This window comes from Shewanella sp. M-Br (assembly GCF_036245925.1).
In the GTDB taxonomy this organism is placed as follows: Bacteria; Pseudomonadota; Gammaproteobacteria; order Enterobacterales; family Shewanellaceae; genus Shewanella; species Shewanella oncorhynchi.
This window is the reverse complement of sequence record NZ_BJBV01000040.1, coordinates 1-18,935: the sequence shown is the minus strand read 5'-3', so window position 1 is coordinate 18,935 and position 18,935 is coordinate 1. Positions and strand designations below refer to the sequence as shown.

Annotated in this window: 11 protein-coding genes and 1 pseudogene; 2 read left to right on the top strand and 10 right to left on the bottom strand. The window is 42.8% G+C overall.

What is annotated here, in order from left to right; translation table 11 throughout:
- Positions 1-474: 474 nt before the first annotated feature.
- The 7 genes from AAA952_RS21890 to AAA952_RS21860 form a co-directional block, all read right to left on the bottom strand.
- Positions 475-2,592 (bottom strand): peptidase domain-containing ABC transporter, encoded by a 2,118-nt coding sequence (locus AAA952_RS21890; RefSeq protein WP_251071152.1) that lies wholly within the window; start codon positions 2,590-2,592, stop codon positions 475-477.
- Entirely contained in the window at positions 2,592-3,356 is a 765-nt protein-coding gene (locus AAA952_RS21885; protein ID WP_263266957.1) for an HlyD family efflux transporter periplasmic adaptor subunit, read from the bottom strand. The genes AAA952_RS21890 and AAA952_RS21885 overlap by 1 nt, the downstream gene beginning before the upstream one ends.
- Entirely contained in the window at positions 3,353-6,505 is a 3,153-nt protein-coding gene (locus AAA952_RS21880) for a lantibiotic dehydratase (RefSeq protein ID WP_338259588.1), read from the bottom strand. Before AAA952_RS21880 ends, AAA952_RS21885 begins: the two co-directional genes overlap by 4 nt.
- 39 nt (positions 6,506-6,544) lie before the next feature.
- Positions 6,545-7,789: a lanthionine synthetase LanC family protein gene (locus AAA952_RS21875; protein ID WP_219235256.1), complete on the bottom strand. Its 1,245-nt coding sequence runs from the start codon at positions 7,787-7,789 to the stop codon at positions 6,545-6,547.
- A gap of 135 nt (positions 7,790-7,924) precedes the next feature.
- Complete coding sequence (locus AAA952_RS21870) at positions 7,925-8,116, bottom strand: hypothetical protein (protein WP_219235258.1); 192 nt, start codon at positions 8,114-8,116, stop codon at positions 7,925-7,927.
- A 773-nt stretch (positions 8,117-8,889) separates the two neighbouring features.
- On the bottom strand, positions 8,890-9,639 hold the full coding sequence (locus tag AAA952_RS21865) for a DUF2057 domain-containing protein (RefSeq protein WP_338259583.1): 750 nt from the start codon (positions 9,637-9,639) through the stop codon (positions 8,890-8,892).
- A gap of 207 nt (positions 9,640-9,846) precedes the next feature.
- A complete protein-coding gene (locus tag AAA952_RS21860) occupies positions 9,847-11,892 on the bottom strand; it encodes a bifunctional 2',3'-cyclic-nucleotide 2'-phosphodiesterase/3'-nucleotidase (RefSeq protein ID WP_338259581.1) in 2,046 nt (681 codons plus the stop codon).
- A 707-nt stretch (positions 11,893-12,599) separates the two neighbouring features.
- On the opposite strand from AAA952_RS21860, the gene AAA952_RS21855 reads away from it, so the two are divergent.
- Positions 12,600-14,744, top strand: coding sequence for a M3 family metallopeptidase (locus AAA952_RS21855; RefSeq protein ID WP_338259580.1), 2,145 nt, complete (start codon positions 12,600-12,602; stop codon positions 14,742-14,744).
- A 207-nt stretch (positions 14,745-14,951) separates the two neighbouring features.
- Here the strand turns inward: AAA952_RS21855 and AAA952_RS21850 are convergent, their stop codons facing one another.
- The 3 genes from AAA952_RS21850 to AAA952_RS21840 all read right to left on the bottom strand — a co-directional run bounded on the left by AAA952_RS21850 (position 14,952) and on the right by AAA952_RS21840 (position 18,255).
- A complete protein-coding gene (locus AAA952_RS21850; protein ID WP_028759578.1) occupies positions 14,952-15,335 on the bottom strand; it encodes a hypothetical protein in 384 nt (127 codons plus the stop codon).
- Positions 15,336-15,785 carry an acetyltransferase gene (locus tag AAA952_RS21845; protein WP_263142521.1) on the bottom strand — a complete coding sequence of 150 codons (450 nt, stop codon included), beginning with the start codon at positions 15,783-15,785 and terminating at the stop codon, positions 15,336-15,338.
- 277 nt (positions 15,786-16,062) lie between these two features.
- Complete coding sequence (locus AAA952_RS21840; protein ID WP_338259578.1) at positions 16,063-18,255, bottom strand: M3 family metallopeptidase; 2,193 nt, start codon at positions 18,253-18,255, stop codon at positions 16,063-16,065.
- 241 nt (positions 18,256-18,496) lie between these two features.
- Between AAA952_RS21840 and AAA952_RS21835 the strand changes: the two are divergent.
- Positions 18,497-18,709 (top strand): annotated as a pseudogene (locus tag AAA952_RS21835) (dipeptidase); the annotation flags it as partial.
- Between the last annotated feature and the right edge of the window lie 226 nt (positions 18,710-18,935).

Sequence of the window (18,935 nt, the reverse complement as noted above, 5' to 3'; positions counted from 1 at the left end):
TAAAGTGGATGGGTCCATTCCATTATCCATGGCGGTCGCCCGCCGCTAAGCGGACTCCCCGGCTACGAAGACAAGCTTCTTCGCGTTCAATCATGGCTAAATACTCCGTATTTATAGCGCTATGATTTCACCCCCATGTGAGAATAGGTCATCGCCAAGCGCCTAATTATCTCATTGAGATGTAACCAAGCCAGCTGAATAAGCTGGCTTTTTTGCGTCTGCAATTTGTCTTAATCCCCTATACATTGCTCTCATTCATGTGATTAACGTAGAAGAGTGAATCTCTATCTGATAATAACAAGCTTTTAGGTGCTTGCTTATCTTAGGTCTATTCTTGTCAGTTATGTCATAAGTAACTCAACTATCGAATTGGCCAAGTTATTTTCTGAATCACGGGTGTTACTATAAAAGTAGCCTTCTGACACGCTTAAGTCGATAGAGTGCATAAACAATTCTGCAATATTTTGATTTTATTTAACTTACTTTGTTAATTGCTGGTCGCTGTAGAAGTTGTGTTAAATCGATGACTCTATCTGCAGCTTTAATGGTTTCGGGCCGATGGGCGATTACCACTCGGGTGATATTCAATTTTTTCATCGCTTGATTAACAACAGACTCAGTGACAATGTCTAAGTGACTTGTTGCTTCATCCATAAATAAAATCTTCGGTTCCCGATACAGCGCTCTCGCCAAAATTAACCGTTGTTTTTGCCCACTGGATAGTGCTGAGCCCATATCGCCTATTAAACTTTTATAGCCCATTGGCATCTGACAAATATCTTGGTGTATTGCTGCCATTTGTGCACAACGAGTGAGCTTTTCGACGTCAATTTTTTCCGAAAAAAAAGTAATATTATCTTCTATTGTCCCACCAAGTAATCGGTCTTCTTGCATTACAGCTGCGACTTGCTGGCGATATTGAGCTAATCCTAATTTCACCAACGGTATGTCATCGATTAAAATCTCACCTTCGGTTGGTGTTAATAGCCCTAATAACAGTTTCATTAAGGTACTCTTACCACAACCGGATGGACCTATAATTGCAACCGACTCACCGGCGTTTATTTGTAATGCTAAATTGTATAGCACTGGCTCAGCGACGGAGCTATAACTAAAACTAACCTGTTGTAGACAGATATTTCCGGCCACTTTATGCTGCATTGGTTGTGGTGGATAAGTTTGCTCTTTGGCTGTTAGGGCAATATCTGCAATCCGTTCAAAATGTAAACTCAGCATGCGATATTCAATTAACTTTTCGATCAACTTGCTCATACGCTCCATAAATTGGGCTTTGTAGGCAATAAATGCAAATAACATTCCTGTGGTAAAACTGCCCACCATTACTAATTCTGCAGCAAGATAGATCACTACAATATTTTCTGTACCAAATAACAATTTGTTCATTATTTGATACGAAATTTCATATTTCCCGAGCGTAATGGTCCTGTTCGTTGCTTTAACATAGTGATTTTGCCAAATCGCTTCTCGCTGACTTTCAAAACCAAATAGCTTAACCGTTTGAATTGCTCGGATCGTTTCCATAAAGTTAGATTGTTCACCTGCTAAAGCTAGAATTTGCTGCTCTGAGGCTAAGCGTAAGGACCGATATAACGCTAATCTCAAGGCGCAATATGCTAGCACTGCCACTAGCACGACGAGAGACAATAACGGGCTGTAAAAGAAGATCATGCATAGAACTCCTAGCGCCATAAAACCATCAATGATGGCTTCAATAATGCCCGTAGTCAGCAGTTCCCGTAATTGCCTTAAAGAACCAAATCGTGATACCAGATCCCCCATATGACGTTTTTCAAAATAGGCCAATGGTAGCCGCACTAAGTGATGGAAGAGGTTACTGGCTAGCTGCACACTAAGTTGGCTGCTGAAATTCAGTAGCACTAAGCTGCGTAAAGCATTGGTGGCAACATCAAATAATAGTAACAAGGCAAAGCCTAACGCCAACACAAATAGCAACTGACCATCATTACTGATAATAACGGCGTCTACCACGAGTTGAATGTAATAAGGTGAGGCTAAAATAAACAGCTGTAAAAAAACGGACAAACTGAGTAACAACCCTAACGATTGCTTTAAACCAGTGATCTTAGAAAAAAAGGATGAGAATGTTAGTGATTGTTTAGCTTGTTCTGCAGTAAATGTAGCTGTCGGTGTCAATTCTAAAGCGATACCAGTAAATGATTTTGACACTTCTGTTAGGGATATTCGCCGCACTCCTAAAGCTGGGTCATGAATAATACAGTGTTGAGCGTTCACTGACTTTAGTACCACAAAGTGATTGAGATCCCAGTGCAAGATACATGGCGTAGCTAAGTCGGATAATTCTTCTAATTCAATTTTCAGTGGGCGACTACTGAGTTGCAACTGCTCTGCAATATGCATCAGATCCAGTAAGGTACAGCCTTCTAGCGATAGCGAAAAACGTTGTCTTAAGCTATTTAAATCAGTTTGATAGCCATGCATGCTGGCCACCATAGCTACACAGGCTAAGCCGCATTCCGCAGCCTCAGTTTGAACGATCATGGGTAAGCGGCGGCCAGACCAAGTTCTAAACTTCTCTTGCAGTGTTGCCATTAGTTTTGACCCTTATCATCAACATTTGGTGTAAACAACCACTCCAATAGTCTGCGTGGCGCGAAGCTAATATCAACCTCTAATCCCATACCTGCTCTCAGTGGCAATTTTTTTGCGTCTTCCGTTAATGCTAAAATGGCTCTATAACTCGGCTCTGATAAGGGTTGCGATTCATTTATGGTTATAGGCTGACTTCCTATCTCAACTAGAGTGGCTGTTTGCACACCAAAATGTTGATAGGGAAGTGCCTCTATGCGCATTTGTAGCTCCTGCCCCAATGTGAGTTGTCCTATAACTCTTGAGGGTATATATACAATTGCGAACAAGGTTTCTGGTTGCGGTAATAACGATATTGAGGGTTTTGATGGGCCGATATCCTCTCCAGACGGCAATAAAACTTCGGTAACCGTTCCTGTAAAAGGAGCTTTTAGTAAAAATGATTTTCCCATCGTATTTGGGAGGTTCAGCTGTTGTACTAAAGGTTGATTCTGCTGCACTTGCTCGCCAACTTGTACTAAAAGATGCCCTGCGTTGACTGATTTAGGCGTGGGCAAACGAATCGCCATAATGGCTGGCTCGATAGAACCTTGCACATGTTCTTTGCGTTGATACTCGCTAAAATACAAAAATAGTAATGCACATAAAAAAAGCGTGCTAATCAATACTGTGAAACCAATAAAACTAACTGGCTGGGTTAAACTTACTTCCCCTTGTAATCTTTGCTGTTGCTGCAAGACAACTTCTTTTCGAAATAAATCGCTCATTGCGATAAACCTCGTACTGGTTGTGCGCGTTTGCTTAGATAGATACGGCGTAACATGTCATAAACGACAAACTCTTGCTCTCGACCATAAGCCTTGAATAAACGGTTAGTAAACATATGTAATAATGAGCCTAGTAAACTATCGCGACTACCTTGTGCTTGTTGGGACTCAAATAATGCCAACATTGCCTGACAACATGGTGTAATCGAAGATGAAAACTGCTGTAAACTCTGCTGAATTTGTTGTTTGAATGGCTCAATAGCTTGGTTATGCCAATCTAATAATTGGCGATCTTGTTGTAATTGTGACTGATAGTATCGATATTTATCGCCCATTTGCTGGCGTAACTCTAAGCCTTCTTTAAATTCTTGTGCAAATCCTGTCCGCAAATTATCGATCAGTTTAAATTTCTCGGCGGGTAAATAATCGAATTGAGTTAAAATTAAATCTATCGCTAAAATGGCTAAGCGCCACCTCAAGCTGTCATCTTGTTGACTGAATAATATTGCCTGCAACACAAACTGGCTGTCCAAACAGAAAAAGTGCTCAGCCAAAGGCATCATATGCTCACCCCCGTAACGTTCTGTCTCCTGCCTGTAAGTGAACAACTCAATGCAATGTAAGCCTGCACTGGCTAGAGATGGCGCTAATAAGCGATTTAGTGCGGGTAGTAACTCCCCATATAATCGTTCCGGCTCCCCAAAACATCGTAGCCGTAGATGCCAATCAGGATCGCCATAGCGTACAAAGAACCAATGTTTGAGCACACCATCTTGCTGCATCTGCGTTAGCCATGGTGCCAATTGCTTTAGTAACAGTTGCTCCACACTACTTTGCCCTGCATACAATTTGACACTGAGCCATTCTGAGCCAGGCGCGAAATGCCTACACTTGTCATTGGTTGAGCTCGTCAATGGTGCTATGCGTGGTGCTAAGTATGGGGTTGCGGCACTATTTGACAGCGGTACAATTATTTCATGTTGATAAGGGCCATCTGGCCCTTGCAGTAAAGGTTGGTATTTCATCGCGAGCACTTCATTCAACCTAATGTGGCTTTTATGATTTACCTCTGCCAACAACATTTGGAACATCATATTATTTTGCAGATCGATCAGTAACACATGGTCGGCTATGGCATAGCTCATATAACGCTCTAAACCATATTCTTTCTGCAGTTGTTGCCAATCGGATTCAACAAACTGGCCTTCTTGCCATAAGCGTTTCAATAGTGCTACTGAAATATTGCAGTGGGCCTCTTGCAGGACCAGATTATCTAACATGATCCTTGGAACTCGTTTTGCTTTATGCAGGCTATCAGGTAAGGAGAAGTGAGGCATTTGTAAGTTTTGATGTTGAAGTGAGCATAAAAACCGATAAATCCCTAAACTACGATCACTGAAATTATGGGCAGAGGATAAACGGGGAATTATTCTTTTTTGTAGTCGCTGTGACCATAAACATAACACGTTATTTTCTTGATAGACCAATAGATCGCTGATTGGGATTTGCCACTCGTTTGCTAAGTGACTGTCAGCAAGAAAAACAATCTCATAGGCTCTTAATGTTGGTCTAGCGATGACATTGCCTGGACGCCCCTCGGGCATATGTAGTACTTCTGCAAAAAGGACTTCTGGAGAATGCGCTTCTTCTTGAGATAAATGTTGTTTGACCTGTTGCAGCATATCTGTTGATAAATGACAGAAACGTCCGAGTAAATTCGCTGCTGAAGGACCATAGCAACCATGATAATAGTAAATAACTCGGCCATCCTCTTGTTGATACGCTGACAAATTAATCGCGAAGGAAGCGGGTAACTTAGCCATTAATGTCGCACTTTCATGTTTAGACAATAACGAATCACTTGTTAATTTCAGCACAGTTTCGCTTGGGGTTACATGACTTAGAGCAGCGATAATCGTCTGTTGCAATGGTTCGATAACATTTTGTGTGGGGGAGGGACGATTGGTGATATTTAACCCTGCTAACAAGGAAGTGTGGTAGCCAATATCGCTGGAGAATGAAATACCAACTTCGTCATCTAATAAGGTCAACAGTGGCACATACTGGCTACCAAATCTTGCTTCAAATTTTTGGCTAAAGTCATTAAGTGGTGTTTTATAAGGTTTTCGTATCGCTAATAATGCCAATAATGCAGGCATCAGGGCAGAGACTTCTGCTTGTGCTAATTGGCACTGTGAAAATGAGCGCAAAATATCAGTCTGTAATAGGCGATTCTCGCTTACAGGATACGGCAGTGTTTGCAAGCTATGATAAATTTCTTGATATTGCTTAAGCGGGTTAACAGGTTGTTTATCCATGCTGTTTAACTGAGTGAGAGCTCGTTGCAATATATCAGCACTGTCTGTAGCGCCCATACTTTGTAACGCCGTAATAAAAGTTTGATCTGGGGAGCCAGAAGTTAATGTTAGTGGTAATTTGACTTGCAGCACACCGGCAGTAAGTAACTGCTTAATATAATCCTGTATGCTTGCAGTATTCGCCGTAGGATAGAGTTGTTGAAATCCATCTTGTAACGAAGCAAAGCTCCCTTCCTTCTTCGCCAGTTGCAGCATAGCAAGCAAATATTCATCTAATACCAAGGTACTTAAACGATATTTTTGCTCAGTATCTGAAAAATACGGTTCAATATAATGCAGACCATCGCTCTGTTGTTGCAACGTCGGATTTGCTTGATAGCACAATAACGGCCACTTCTCGGCCTTATTTGGTTCACTTAACTGGGCTCGAATTGCAGTTAAATAGGCTATGTCAAAGCGGGTATGGCGCTTATCTCGCAGCATGCTATCACACTGTAAGCGCGTTTCATTTGCTACTTGCCCCAAGGCTACGCCTGCAAATAACCCAAATGGCGTCGCTCTAGAGCTAAACCGAATAAAATATTTCAATAAGGAGTTAGTTATTTTAATTGCCGCTTTACTGTGTGGTTGCAGTTGCCAATTAGGCAATCGTTCCATCAATGAAGGACTTGCAAGATATAAGGCTTCTTGTACTGCTGGGTTTGCTAACCAACTGGCGAGAAAATCGACTAAGGCCGTAGGTTCTGTTGGTATTTTTCGTAGTTGAGACAAACTTGATCTAGGTGCCCGGATAACAAAAAAATCCGTGGCTTGCAAAACCTCTACACTCATAAACAATTCCTTGTTATAAAAATAGCCAATACATCGAAATCAATTATTGGTTAATAAAAGCGCATCTAGCCAATTAGTTTCTACGTTGAAGGCCATCAATAGCACTAAACCTATACCGGCATAGCCTCCAAGTAAGCCATGGTCTGGTAGGCGGCAGTTTGAATTATCTTGTTCGCGCACGGCATTAAAACCGTCGAGTCCTGATGTTTGATATAGTGCTAATGTATGTTCAAACCAATATTGTGCAGCCTGTGAAAGAGTGGATTCGGTGTAATAGCGTGTTATGACTTGAAAGATTAAAGCCAAACCTGCACTACCATGACAGATACCTGCATCCTGTACTTGGCTGCTTTTTAGTCTACGCTGAGCGGCTTTTAAGGCAATGTTCTTACCAGCGGCGGTAAAGTCATCACGGTTTATTGCATTGCCCACTCGCAGCAATGTTAAGGCGATGGTGGCATCGCCATAACACCAACCGAGTCGTGACTGGCACGGTTGTTCCGTTATGTACGCAAAGCAACTACCAAATTTCTCTGATGTTTGTTGCTGCTGAATTAACCACTGACAACTGGCTTGCAACAACGTCTGAATTTGGCTGTGTAGTTGCTGATGCGCTAATAATGGTAATAGAGAGGCAATGATTGAAGGGACTCCGTGAGCTAATCCTAAATTATATTCAGGGTTATCTGTTGCCTGATTAAATCTAAAGAAAGAGTTTGTTGCCACTTTCCAAGCACCAGTACCATCGGCAAATTGATGCCATTGCTGTTCCAGTAGTGTCAATAACGCTTGGGCCAAAGGCAAGCCTAATTCCGCGGTTTGACGCCGCGCTATATAGACTGCAAAACCACTTAGTCCGCGAATAAATTCCAATTCTCCAGTCCAGTCGTTCTGTTGTAAATGTTGTAGTAAGAGCACATCAGTATTGTGATTAAACTCCGCTTGGTAATTCCCTTCATGCAAAAAAAATTCATATAGCCAAGCGACACCAGTCAGTCCATAGCCAAACGCTAACTGTGAATGTAGGAATGGTATTTGCTCTTCTATTAATGTCATTCGTGCTGAAAATTCATGTTGGCATGCTAGTTCTGGAAACTGTTTATGTAATTGCCAGAAAAATAATTGTTGCCCAGCTAAGCCAGTTAACAAACCAACCCCTTGCTGCTCTAATGATTGTTTGGCATCTTTCACTAATAGCGCAGCTATGTCGTTCAATGCCTGTCTAGCAAGGCTAGACTGATGGGGTTGATTAAATTGCACTGAACCACCTTCCTTTATTTCCATGAAGTACAGCTTCTACATATTGGCTCATTTAGAAAGTCAAAAGGGCATAGTGGATATGCCCTTTACACATCTACTGATAAAATATGCTGTGTTATATTGTGACGTCACAACCTATTTGGTTACTTGAACCCCGTATTAAGGGATTTGACAGCAGCGCTGAGTGCTACCTGTACGATCAGAAGGGCAGGTGTATGCATTGGCAGTCAACTCTCCACAAGCACGAGTTATCACACCACCAGCAACTTGTGGTGTTAATTCGCTAGGTAAGACTTTTTTATCATGGGACAGATTCACTAACTCAGCTTTTTTTAATTTAAGTTCCATCATGTTATTCCTTTTACTTGATTAGTAATTTTTCGCCCTATCATTTAGGCAACTTATTTCTAACATTTGATGGGGGTAGTTTAAATCAGTATAAAGAATGAGCAGGTTGAAGGTTGAATAAGTCTAAAGGTTGAATGTTTTTTATGGAATAGTATTAGAGCGTTGATCTTTTCATGCTTAGTAAGGCTTTGAAGCTGATAATGACTATTGCTAAATAATGCCTTTATGACATTTTTTGTTACATTTGTTTCTGGATCTAGCCAAAATATATAGCGTAAATCATAACGCATACGGTTAAATGTGTAGGCTAAATAGTATTTATCCTTGCTCAAGGTTTTGATTTTTAAAAATATTTAATTATGAGATAACGCTTTGCGGATAGTTAATTATGTTGGCTGGAGGAACTGAGACTATTCGATTTTACTCAGTTCGAATTCTTTGTAGTTAATTAAGTGATAAGTCTTTTATCTACAAATGCTTAACTGTATTTTATAAAGCGAGTTGATAAATAATAGTCTACGAAGACTGTAAAATGATATGTCTTTTATATTTATAATTTGTTCTACCAAATATATAAATAACACCTTTACAGGCACTCGCACCATTTGTTGCTTAGCAGCTTTGCTGTGTTAAATGACATTAAGTTGTGAAGTGAAAATGGACTTACTGAGTTTTAATATTTCTGAAATATTAGTTTTACTAAGCTTTAATAGAGTCGCCAGTCCATGTGAGACACTTAGCTGGCGGTCTGAAGTAGATAGCCGAAGCGGTATGGGTCACTCTTTGTTTATTTTAGCTTTGAAGCTGGCTTTGGTATTGTCGTTAGCTTGTTTGTACCAGTAATCCAGCATTTGACTGATTTCAGCTTGGCTAGGTGTCGTCGCTGGAGTGATTTGCTGAGCCTTATCATTGTTCGCTGCGACTGCTGACGACATAACTGCTGGCGCGATCAAGCTCGTGGATGTGGCTGCTGATGTTTGGTGTATTTGCGGCTGGCTTGCCAATATTGGTGTAATAGCGTCGCTTGCTTGCGTTGTTGCGGTATTCATAGTGAGATTTAATGAAGCCGGATGATTGCTAAGGTTGTACTGCAGTATCTCGTGTTCGAAATCCCGTCCCAGTTGAATGCCATTCTTAATCAATTTATCACTGGTAAAACCCACTGCTTCATCTTGAGCATTTAATAGTGTCAGCTTAGGTGATTCATCAAATTTCTTTGCATCTCTGGCTGAGTTGATAGCGGGAAGTGTCAGCGTGAGTGTTTGTGCTGATGCATCAAAACGGACGATGAGCACGTCGGAGAGATAATGTACTGAGTCAGCTTGTTGTCGATATTGCGCGGCATAACGGAAGGCAATCTGATTGGTCCCATCAGCTAAAACGAGATCGCCACTCTTTACTGCTGGCTTGCCATTTACCGTTAGCACTTCAGCATTTTTAGGTAGGTTTAGATGAACATCGGCCGTTGCCGGCTGCACAGTCCCCAGCACTAATGCCGTGGCACATAAGATTGATTGATATTTCATAAGCTTTCTCTGTTGTTGCGAGGACGCCGCTAAATAATAAGGCAGATATTTGGCGACACAAAGCAGGTTTAACCTTTAGTGTGGAGCATGATGAACTAAATGGCGACACACTGTTTATAGCGCGCAGATTAGCGTTAATTTAATCGGTAGGGAATAAAAAAGGCTCACGAGGAGCCTTTTTGAGCATGATATTTCGGGATTGAACGCTTATTTGGTTAGGTTGATGCTATAAACGGCGAAACCCAGTTCATCCTTACCGATCTTCTTCATTTCACGTTGTTTATTGGCTTCGATAAAGGCAGCGGCTTTGTCACTGTCTTGGGTTTCGAAGCGAATGTCTAATGTGACGTTGGTAGTGATGGTTTTGAAATCCCAGTTGTAATCGGCACTTGGATTGACCATAGCTTCGTACTTACCTGTGGTTTCGTTGTACTGAGATTGCGCTGTGATATAAGCAGCTAGCGCTTCACGGTTAGTATCGGGCAGTTCAAGCACCACATGGTCGCTACCCGTACCAGCAAACTTACCCCCAAAGGCGCGGTAGTTATTTGAGGTGACGATAAATTCTTTCGCGGCAAATTCTTCACCTGTGATGACTTTGCCGTTTTCGTCTTTATAGCTTAAATCAACGATACGGTTTGCGTTGGCATTAACGACGGCGCAATCGCGGTCAAACTTGCTCGGTTGGGTCACATCAATTTTATAGGTTAAGCCATCGAGTACGTCGAAGTTATAGGTTGGATGACCATCCCAGTTGATTAAACCTTGTGGGGTGGTTTTTGCAGGGTCAATTTGATTGAACTGGTTCGCTGAGCACTCGAGCCAATCTTTCAATTCGGCGCCCGTCGCTTTGACTGCCACCATAGTATTGGGATACAGGTACAGATCGGCGGCGTTTTTAAAGGTCAGTGGGCCTTTATCAACTTGCACAAATTGATCGGCATCACTGGTTGTACCGTGGCGACCGCCCGCTTTAAAGGGTGCGGAGGCTGATAGCACTGGCAGACCTTTTAATGCTGCAGGTAATTTCGCTTTCACGTTAGCGATTTGCGCATCGGAAACGATTTGTACCGTAGGGTCGTCCTGCACTAAGGTAAGGAAGCTGTACATGTCGGCTGCGGCAACGCCGATAGGTTCATCCACAAAGGCGAGGGTGCCTTGGTGCTCGGCTGCGACTGCATCTTTAATTGCGGGATCTTGGCTAACTAACTCTTCCTTAGTTGCACCATTATATATGGGGCGAGCTTGCGTTTTGGCACTAAGGACATGCCATTTGCCATCTCTACGTTCAAGTTTAAAGTCAACAACCCCTAAGTTATCACCCCAACGACCTGGCATCACTGCGGGGACGCCGTTCAGTAGGCCTTTAGTGACGTCGGTATTGGGTAAGTCGGCATACTTAGCATCAGGGAAGATAGAGTGGCTGTGGCCGAATAGAATCGCATTGATACCATCAACATAAGTCAAAGCGTAAGTGGCGTTTTCAGCCATAGGATCGCCAGGATTTTCCGTTGAACCAATACCAGAGTGAGGAATGGCGATAATGATATCGGCCCCTTTTGCTTTCATTTCGGGGACATATTTTTTCGCGGTTTCAATAATATCTTCGACCGTCACTTTACCCGTCAGATTTTGTTTATCCCACAATAGAATTTGCGGTGGCACAAAACCAATATAACCAATGTTAATGGTTTGATTATTACCTTCATTGTCGATAATATTTTTTTGTTTGATGATATAAGGGGTGAATAAATGCTCACCTTTTTTAACCTCATTCCAGCAACCATTATCGTCGGCGCAATAAACGTTTGAGTTGATATAAGGGAAATCTGCACCACTAATGGATTTATTTAAGAAATCTAAACCATAGTTAAATTCATGGTTACCGATATTACCGACTTCATAATCTAATAGGTTCATGGCTTTATAGGCTGGATGAATATCACCCATTTGCAGGCCAACTTTAGCCATGTAATCGCCCATTGGGCTGCCTTGTAGTAGATCGCCGTTGTCGACGAGTACGCTGTTTTTGGCTTCGTTGCGTGCAGCGTGGATTAAGCTTGCAGTACGGGCTAGACCGATAGTTGGGTCATTTTTGCCACTGTAGTAGTTGAAATCCATGATATTTGTGTGCAGATCTGTGGTTTCGAGTACCCGTAAATCGGCTTGAACGACTTTGTCATCATCAGAATTACAGGCGCTTACACCAAGGGCGGCAGTGATCATCACTGCGAGTATTTTCTTATTTAACATAGTTATCTCTATTTATATTTATTTGACCCCAATGCATGTTCCGTAAAAGAACATGCCCATCATCCCGTTAATTCAGCGTAATTTAACTGTTAGGTTAATTTGCCGCTAAGTTAACGAGCGGGAATTATAAAGACATTTGATGATCTGAATGTGACATTAATCGGATAAAAGCTGTTTCAAATTGTGACTCAAGGTTTGCTTGCCTAAATAGTGAGCCATTTGGCCTGTTTATTTGTTACGCCAATGTTTAAATAATTACAGTAAACAGTTTATTAAGAAGAATTAATATTTGTTATTGGAATGGCATTTTATTTGCTCAGCCCCTTGTCTATGTCGGGGATATTTGACTTAAAACTTCAGTAGAATTGTTTTAAATAATTCTTTTACATCAAATTTTAGCCAATGTTGATCACCTATGCTCACATGTCTCTTGGCTTGATTGAGGCGAGTTAGGTTTAGCGTAGCGTTGGCATAGGCTTATTTAGACGAGTAATACACATAAAGTGATACAAATTAGCTGTGCTCTGGGCGGGTAAAACTTGGCTGAAATGCGCGTAACTTGTTAAGGTAGTTCATCGAAATTGACGTACGAAGCTACACAAGTTCGTTAAAACAGACTGTTGTAAACCGAAAGCCAAAATCCGTTTGCGCGCACCTTTCACCTTAAAAATACAATCGAAAGGGCAGCAACATCCAAGGGAGTTAATATGCGTAAGTCCGTTATTACCACAGCCGTAGCTGCGGCATTGTTACTTGGCGCTTGTTCAGACAAGCCTGCTGTAAGCACCAATGAAGCCAAAAATGCCGTTGCGACTCAATCCGCCGCCAAAGCTGAAGCAGCTAATGTGCTGCTGAGCAAGAGTCCACTGCAAGATCAAGCGCCGCAATTTAATCTTATTCAGTCTGCAGATTATGCTCCCGCCTTCGAGCAGGGCATTAAAGCTCACGATGCAGAAATCGCTGCGATTGTGAATAACAAACAAGCGGCTAGTTTTGACAATACCATTCTCGCCATGGAAACCTCGGGTGAATTGTTAACGCGCGTATCGCGTACCTTCTTTAATCTCGTAGGTCTGATTTCTGATGATGATTTCCAGAAAACCGAAGCGGATCTTGCACCTAAGCTATCTGCCCACCGAGATAATATTTATCTCGATCCGACTTTATTTGCCCGTGTTGAAGCCGTATACCAGCAAAAGAGCAGCCTAAATGCGGAAGATCAGCGTCTAGTTGAATATTACTATGAGCAGTTTGTCCGCGCTGGCGCGAAATTGTCGGCCGAAGATAAAACTAAGATGCGCGACTTTAACGCTGAGCTTGCAACCTTAGCGACGGACTTTTCACAAAACAGCTTAAAATCATTTAAAGATGATGTGATTGTTGTGACTGATAAAGCCCAGTTAGCCGGTTTATCCGACAGCGAAATCGCCACCTTAGCCGCAGCGGCCAAAGCTGCTGGAAAAGAAGGCTATTTGATTACTTTAGTCAACACGACACGCCAACCTGTACTTTCTAGCCTGAGCAACCGTGAACTGCGCCAAAAAGTGTGGGAAACCTCGGCGCACAGAGCCGTCGCAATCAATGGTCCATTGATTGTCAAAATGGCGCAAATACGGGCTAAAAAAGCCAATTTACTGGGGTTCGATACTTGGGCATCCTATGCGGTTGCCGATCAAATGGCGAAAACACCAGCCGCTGTGTATGAAATCCTCGATGATTTAGCGCCAAAAGCTTTAGCTCGCGCCAAAGTGGAAGCGGCTGATATTCAAGCTGAAATCAAAAAGGCGGGCGGTGATTTTGAACTGCAACCTTGGGATTGGGCTTATTACGCCGACAAAGTGCGTAAAGAGAAATACTCCCTCGATGAAAGCAGTATCAAGCCTTATTTCGAGTTTAATACTGTGCTGAAAGACGGGCTGTTTTTCGCTATGCATAAATTGTATGGCATCAGCTTAAAACCGCGTACTGATTTACCAGTGTGGCATTCCGATGTTTTAGCCTTTGAAGTCTTTGATAAAGATAACAGTTCTATTGGCTTATTCTATCTAGACCCGTATGCCCGTGAAGGCAAAGGCGGCGGCGCGTGGATGGATGAGTTCGTCACCCAAAGCGGTCTGCTCGGCACTAAGCCCGTTGTCTATAACGCGCTTAATATTCCTAAGCCAGCCGATGGCCCAACGCTAATGACCTTCGATGAAGTGACCACTCTGTTCCATGAATTTGGCCATGCGATACACGGTTTATTCTCGCAAGTGAAATACCCAAGCGTGGCTGGTACATCAACCGCACGTGACTTTGTTGAGTTCCCATCACAGGTTAACGAAGATTGGAATATCGACCCTGCTGTGATTGCTAACTATGCCAAACACTACAAAACGGGTGAGCCAATTCCTAAGGCGCTGCTTGATAAAATTTTAGCGGCAAATAAGTTTGGCCAAGGTTTTGATACCGTTGAGTACCTGTCAGCGGCCTTGTTAGATATGGAATGGCACTCTATCAGCGCCGATACTCAAATTAGCGATGTAGAGAAGTTTGAGCACCAAGTATTAGCTAAACATGGTCTTGATTTTACGCCAATTCCCCCGCGTTATAAGTCGAGCTACTTTAGCCATGCCTTCTCCGGTGGTTATTCCGCAGGGTATTACGCGTATTTGTGGACCGAAGTGTTTGCCGCTGATGCTTTTGCCTATATGGGCGAGCAAGGTGGCTTAAAAGCCGATAATGGTGACAAATTCCGTAAGGAAGTCTTATCTAAAGGTAACAGTGAAGATCTCATGCAAGATTACATTCACTTTACGGGTAAAAAACCGACAACCGATGCACTGTTAAAGCGCCGCGGTTTAGTCGATTAATTGTAAAAAGATAAAGGCTTGTTAGGGAAACCTAGCAAGCCCTTTTTTATTGATGTTGGGGCGGATTTATTAACCATTTTTTGTTTCAAGACAGGAGGTTTAGAGGATAAGGAAATCTGCAGGTAACGCTCCTAATCACAGTTCCAAAATAGTTTGTTGGAATGTTGTCGAAAGACAGTCTTAAACTATTTTTTATTGATTAAATTGTTATGTTTGATTGTCACTTATAAAGTTAGCAATAGTGTCCTCCGTACGTTGACTCTCTAATAACCACTCAACCCTCCATTCAGTTAGGCGCTCACCCTTTTTATGAATGAATTTTCCTGCTTCTGGTTCATCAATCCATTCAAGCTGTTTAATAAGTACTAAAGGCGCTTCAGACCCATCAGTTTCATTCGAAAATTCAAGAGCCTCATTATAAGTATGAAATGCGTAATAGTAGATTTCACCATCAAATTCATCTGGAGCACCTTGCCAAGGGCGGCACCAAACACGATATTCTAAGACTTGATCATAGAAATAACCGCCGCCTGATTTTGTTTCCGCCGGATACTCTCCAACCCTATTCTCATCGATTGAATCAGGATACATCTACAATCCCTCAATGGAATATAACGCCATATGCAACAGCGGATAAGGTTTACCCTGTCCATCAACGGGTGAGCGACCCGTTACTGAAAAACCAATATGCTGGTAAAAACCTAATGCTTGCTCATTCTGCTCATTCACATCAACCTTTGTGGCTCCCAGTTCATTAATGGCATGTGTCGCTAGCATGGAACCAATCCCTTTTCCGCGCGCGTCAGGTGAGATGAACAGCATTTCAATATTGCCATCATGTACCCCGCAGAATCCGAGGATTTCTCCATTGTCATTTTTAGCGCACTTTAAGTGAACGGCGTCAAAATATTGTTCGAGGATCAACGGCTTTAATTCCTGTAGATCTTCTTCTGCTAAAAAGTCGTGGGTTGCTCTCACCGATGCTTCCCAAATATCGAGCAGACTAAGATGATCTGCTTTTTCTACCATCTCAATATTCATCATATAACTCTATTGAAAATTTAATGCCGCCTAAGTGGCGAATAATAGTGGGTTAACATGTGAAGCGGGAACGTACCATTATTACTAATCCGCATTTAAGAAGTTTAGGCGTAAGTTCCGTAACATCTTTTTCCCAAGATGTTACCTGCCAAGCTGCACTCTGTCATCTTGACCTTTCTCGCTATTTCCCTATGTTAGTATCAGTAAAATAAAAACAGGGAGTATTCGCTCCCTGTTTATGATATTTAAAACTTCAATTTAGAGGGATGATGTTATGTTACTCGGCCAGTAATCCGCGGCTACGCAGTAGCGGCTCGATACCGGCTTCTTTACCGCGGAAGTTTTTATACATCAGCATAGGATCATCGCTGCCGCCTTTCGAAAGGATATTGTTACGGAAGGAATCCGCTGTGGCCTTGTCGAAAATGCCGTTTTCTTTAAAGGCTTCGAAAGCATCCGCACCTAAAATATCCGACCAGAGGTAGCTGTAGTAGCCTGCTGAATAACCGCCTGCGAAAATATGCGAGAAGTAAGTGCTGCGATAGCGTGGGCTAATTTCCTCAATCAGTCCCATTGCCGCTAACGAGTCCGCCTCAAACTTGGCCGCATCCTTTGGCGTTGTATCGGTTAGTGTGTGCCAATCTAAATCGAGTTTAGTGGCCGCCATGTATTCAACGGTAGAAAAACCTTGGTTGAACTTGCTGGCCGCTTGGATTTTCTGCACTAGCTCCTGCGGGATCACTTCGCCGGTTTTGTAGTGCTTGGCAAATTGGGCTAACACTTCTGGCTGAGTCATCCAGTTTTCATTCACTTGGGATGGGAACTCAACGTAATCGCGAGGTACAGCGGTGCCGCCCTGTGAGCGATATTCGACGTTCGATAACATGCCGTGTAGTGCGTGGCCAAATTCGTGGAATAGTGTGCTGGCTTCATCGAAAGTCAGCAGCGCTGGCTCATTACCCGCTGGGCGAGGGTAGTTTAATACGTTGATAATAATAGGTTTAGAATCAACGCCATTCATATTGTATTGCTTGCGGAAGGAGTTCATCCAAGCGCCGCCACGTTTGCTGTCACGGGTGAAATAGTCACCCATAAAGATGGCCATCAGTTTGCCGTCTTTATCGTAAACTTCCCAAGTACGAACTTCTGCATTGTATTTTGGCAAGTCGGTGCGTTCTTTAAAGGTTAAACCGTACAAACGGTTAGCTGTGTAGAACACGCCTTTTAATGTACTGTCGAGGGAGAAATACGGGCGGGTTTGTTGCTCGTTAAAGCTGTACTTAGCGACACGAATCTTGTCGGCGTAATAATCCCAGTCCCACGCTTGTAGCTTAAAATTGCCACCTTGAGCGTCAATCATAGCTTGCATATCAGCCACTTCGTTTTTGGCTTGGGCCAATGCCGCTGGCCATACTTTATTGAGTAAACCGTAGACGTTTTCTGGTGTTTTAGCTGTGCGTTCTTCTAACACGAAATCCGCATGGGTTTTATAGCCCATCAGTTGAGCACGTTCAGCACGCAGGGCAGCAATCTTAGCGAGGATAATCTTGTTATCGTTGGCGTTATTGTTGTTACCGCGCTCGATATAGCCTTTGTAGAGTTTTTCACGTAACTGGCGATTATCGGCATAGGTTAAAAAAGGCGTGATAGAAGGGCGAGACGTGGTAAATACCCACTTGCCTTCGTGGCCACGTTTTTTGGCGGTTTCAAAGGCAGTGGCAATCACATCTGCGGGTAAACCCGCGAGATCGGCTTTACTATCAACCACTAATTCGAAGGCATTGGTTTCGGCTAATAGATTGTCACCAAAGGCTAAATTGAGTTTGCCGATCTCTTCGTTCAGCGCGCGCAGTTTGGTTTTATCTGGCTCGCTTAAGTTCGCGCCGCCACGGGTGAAAGATTTATAGGTATCTTCCAGTAATTTGGCTTGGGCTGTGCTGAGCTTCAGGTTGTCTTTTGCGTCGTGGACAGCTTTAACTTTTTGAAACAGTTTGTCATTAAGCAAAATATCGTCTTCGGCGGACGATAACATAGGCGACACTTCTTTCGAGAGTGCTTGCAATGCTTCATTCGTATCCGCGCCCGTCAGGTTAAAGAAGACGTTAGAAACGCGCGTCACTAGATCGCCAGAAAACTCCATGGCTTCAATCGTATTGGCGAAGGTGGGTTTGGCTTTATTATCAACAATTGCTTGAATTTGTTCATGTTGTTGGGCGATTCCCGCTTTAAATGCGGGGAGGAAATGCTCAGGCTTGATTTTATCGAAGGCCGGAATTTCCATAAAAGTATCATAGGGTTTAAAGAATGGATTAGTCGCATTCTGGCTGATAATTTGTGCTGACACGGCATTTGGCGCCGCATTTGCTTGAACACTGGCATCGGGTTGTTGTGTGCTACAAGCGCCCAAAGTTAAGGCTAAAGCGATGGCACTTAGCGTGAGTGCTTGCGGTTTGAGGGTTAGTCCCTTCATTATTTGTTCCCCGTTAGGTCGATATTGTTATGGATGTTTGCATGATGATGGCCTTGGATTTCAAGAAAAAATTGAAGTCTACGTGCGGCTAAAACCATTAAATTAAGCTTAATGTGACTGTTTAACATGTATCGGACTAGGGGTTCCATCGATTTTGTGTTTAGTTTGTAACAAATGTTTTGTTTCAGGCTTTTAAGCAAAAAATGATGGCAAACTGGGCGAGGATATTATCGCGTCTCAGGCACGTTTTCTTGGCTTAGTCGACCCTAAACTCATTGCAATTGGCGGCTCAACGAACAGTAAATTATTCCCCATTGCTTTAAGTTTTGGCACCGCCATGCTGGGCGTGGGATACACAGGCCATATTGAAAAAAAGTTCATCACCCATAAGCAATTAATGCTGAACTTAAAAATGTATACCGCAGCATTTATCGAGCTATCGGCGGTGAAATAGTGATCTCTACCATTACAAACTTCGTTTGAATTCTTTAATCACAATCAAAGTCGTGGGGTTTCACCCCCTGATGTTTAATTAAGAGTCGAGCAAGGAGGACTGCTCGTCCTATCCTCCTTGGATGCTCCATGACGCCCCCAACGGTGTTGAGAGCCCCTTGTGCTCATTGCCAAATTTGCTATTGCTTCCGAAGGATGCGTCCCTGCACCTGCGAAAGCTAGTCGGT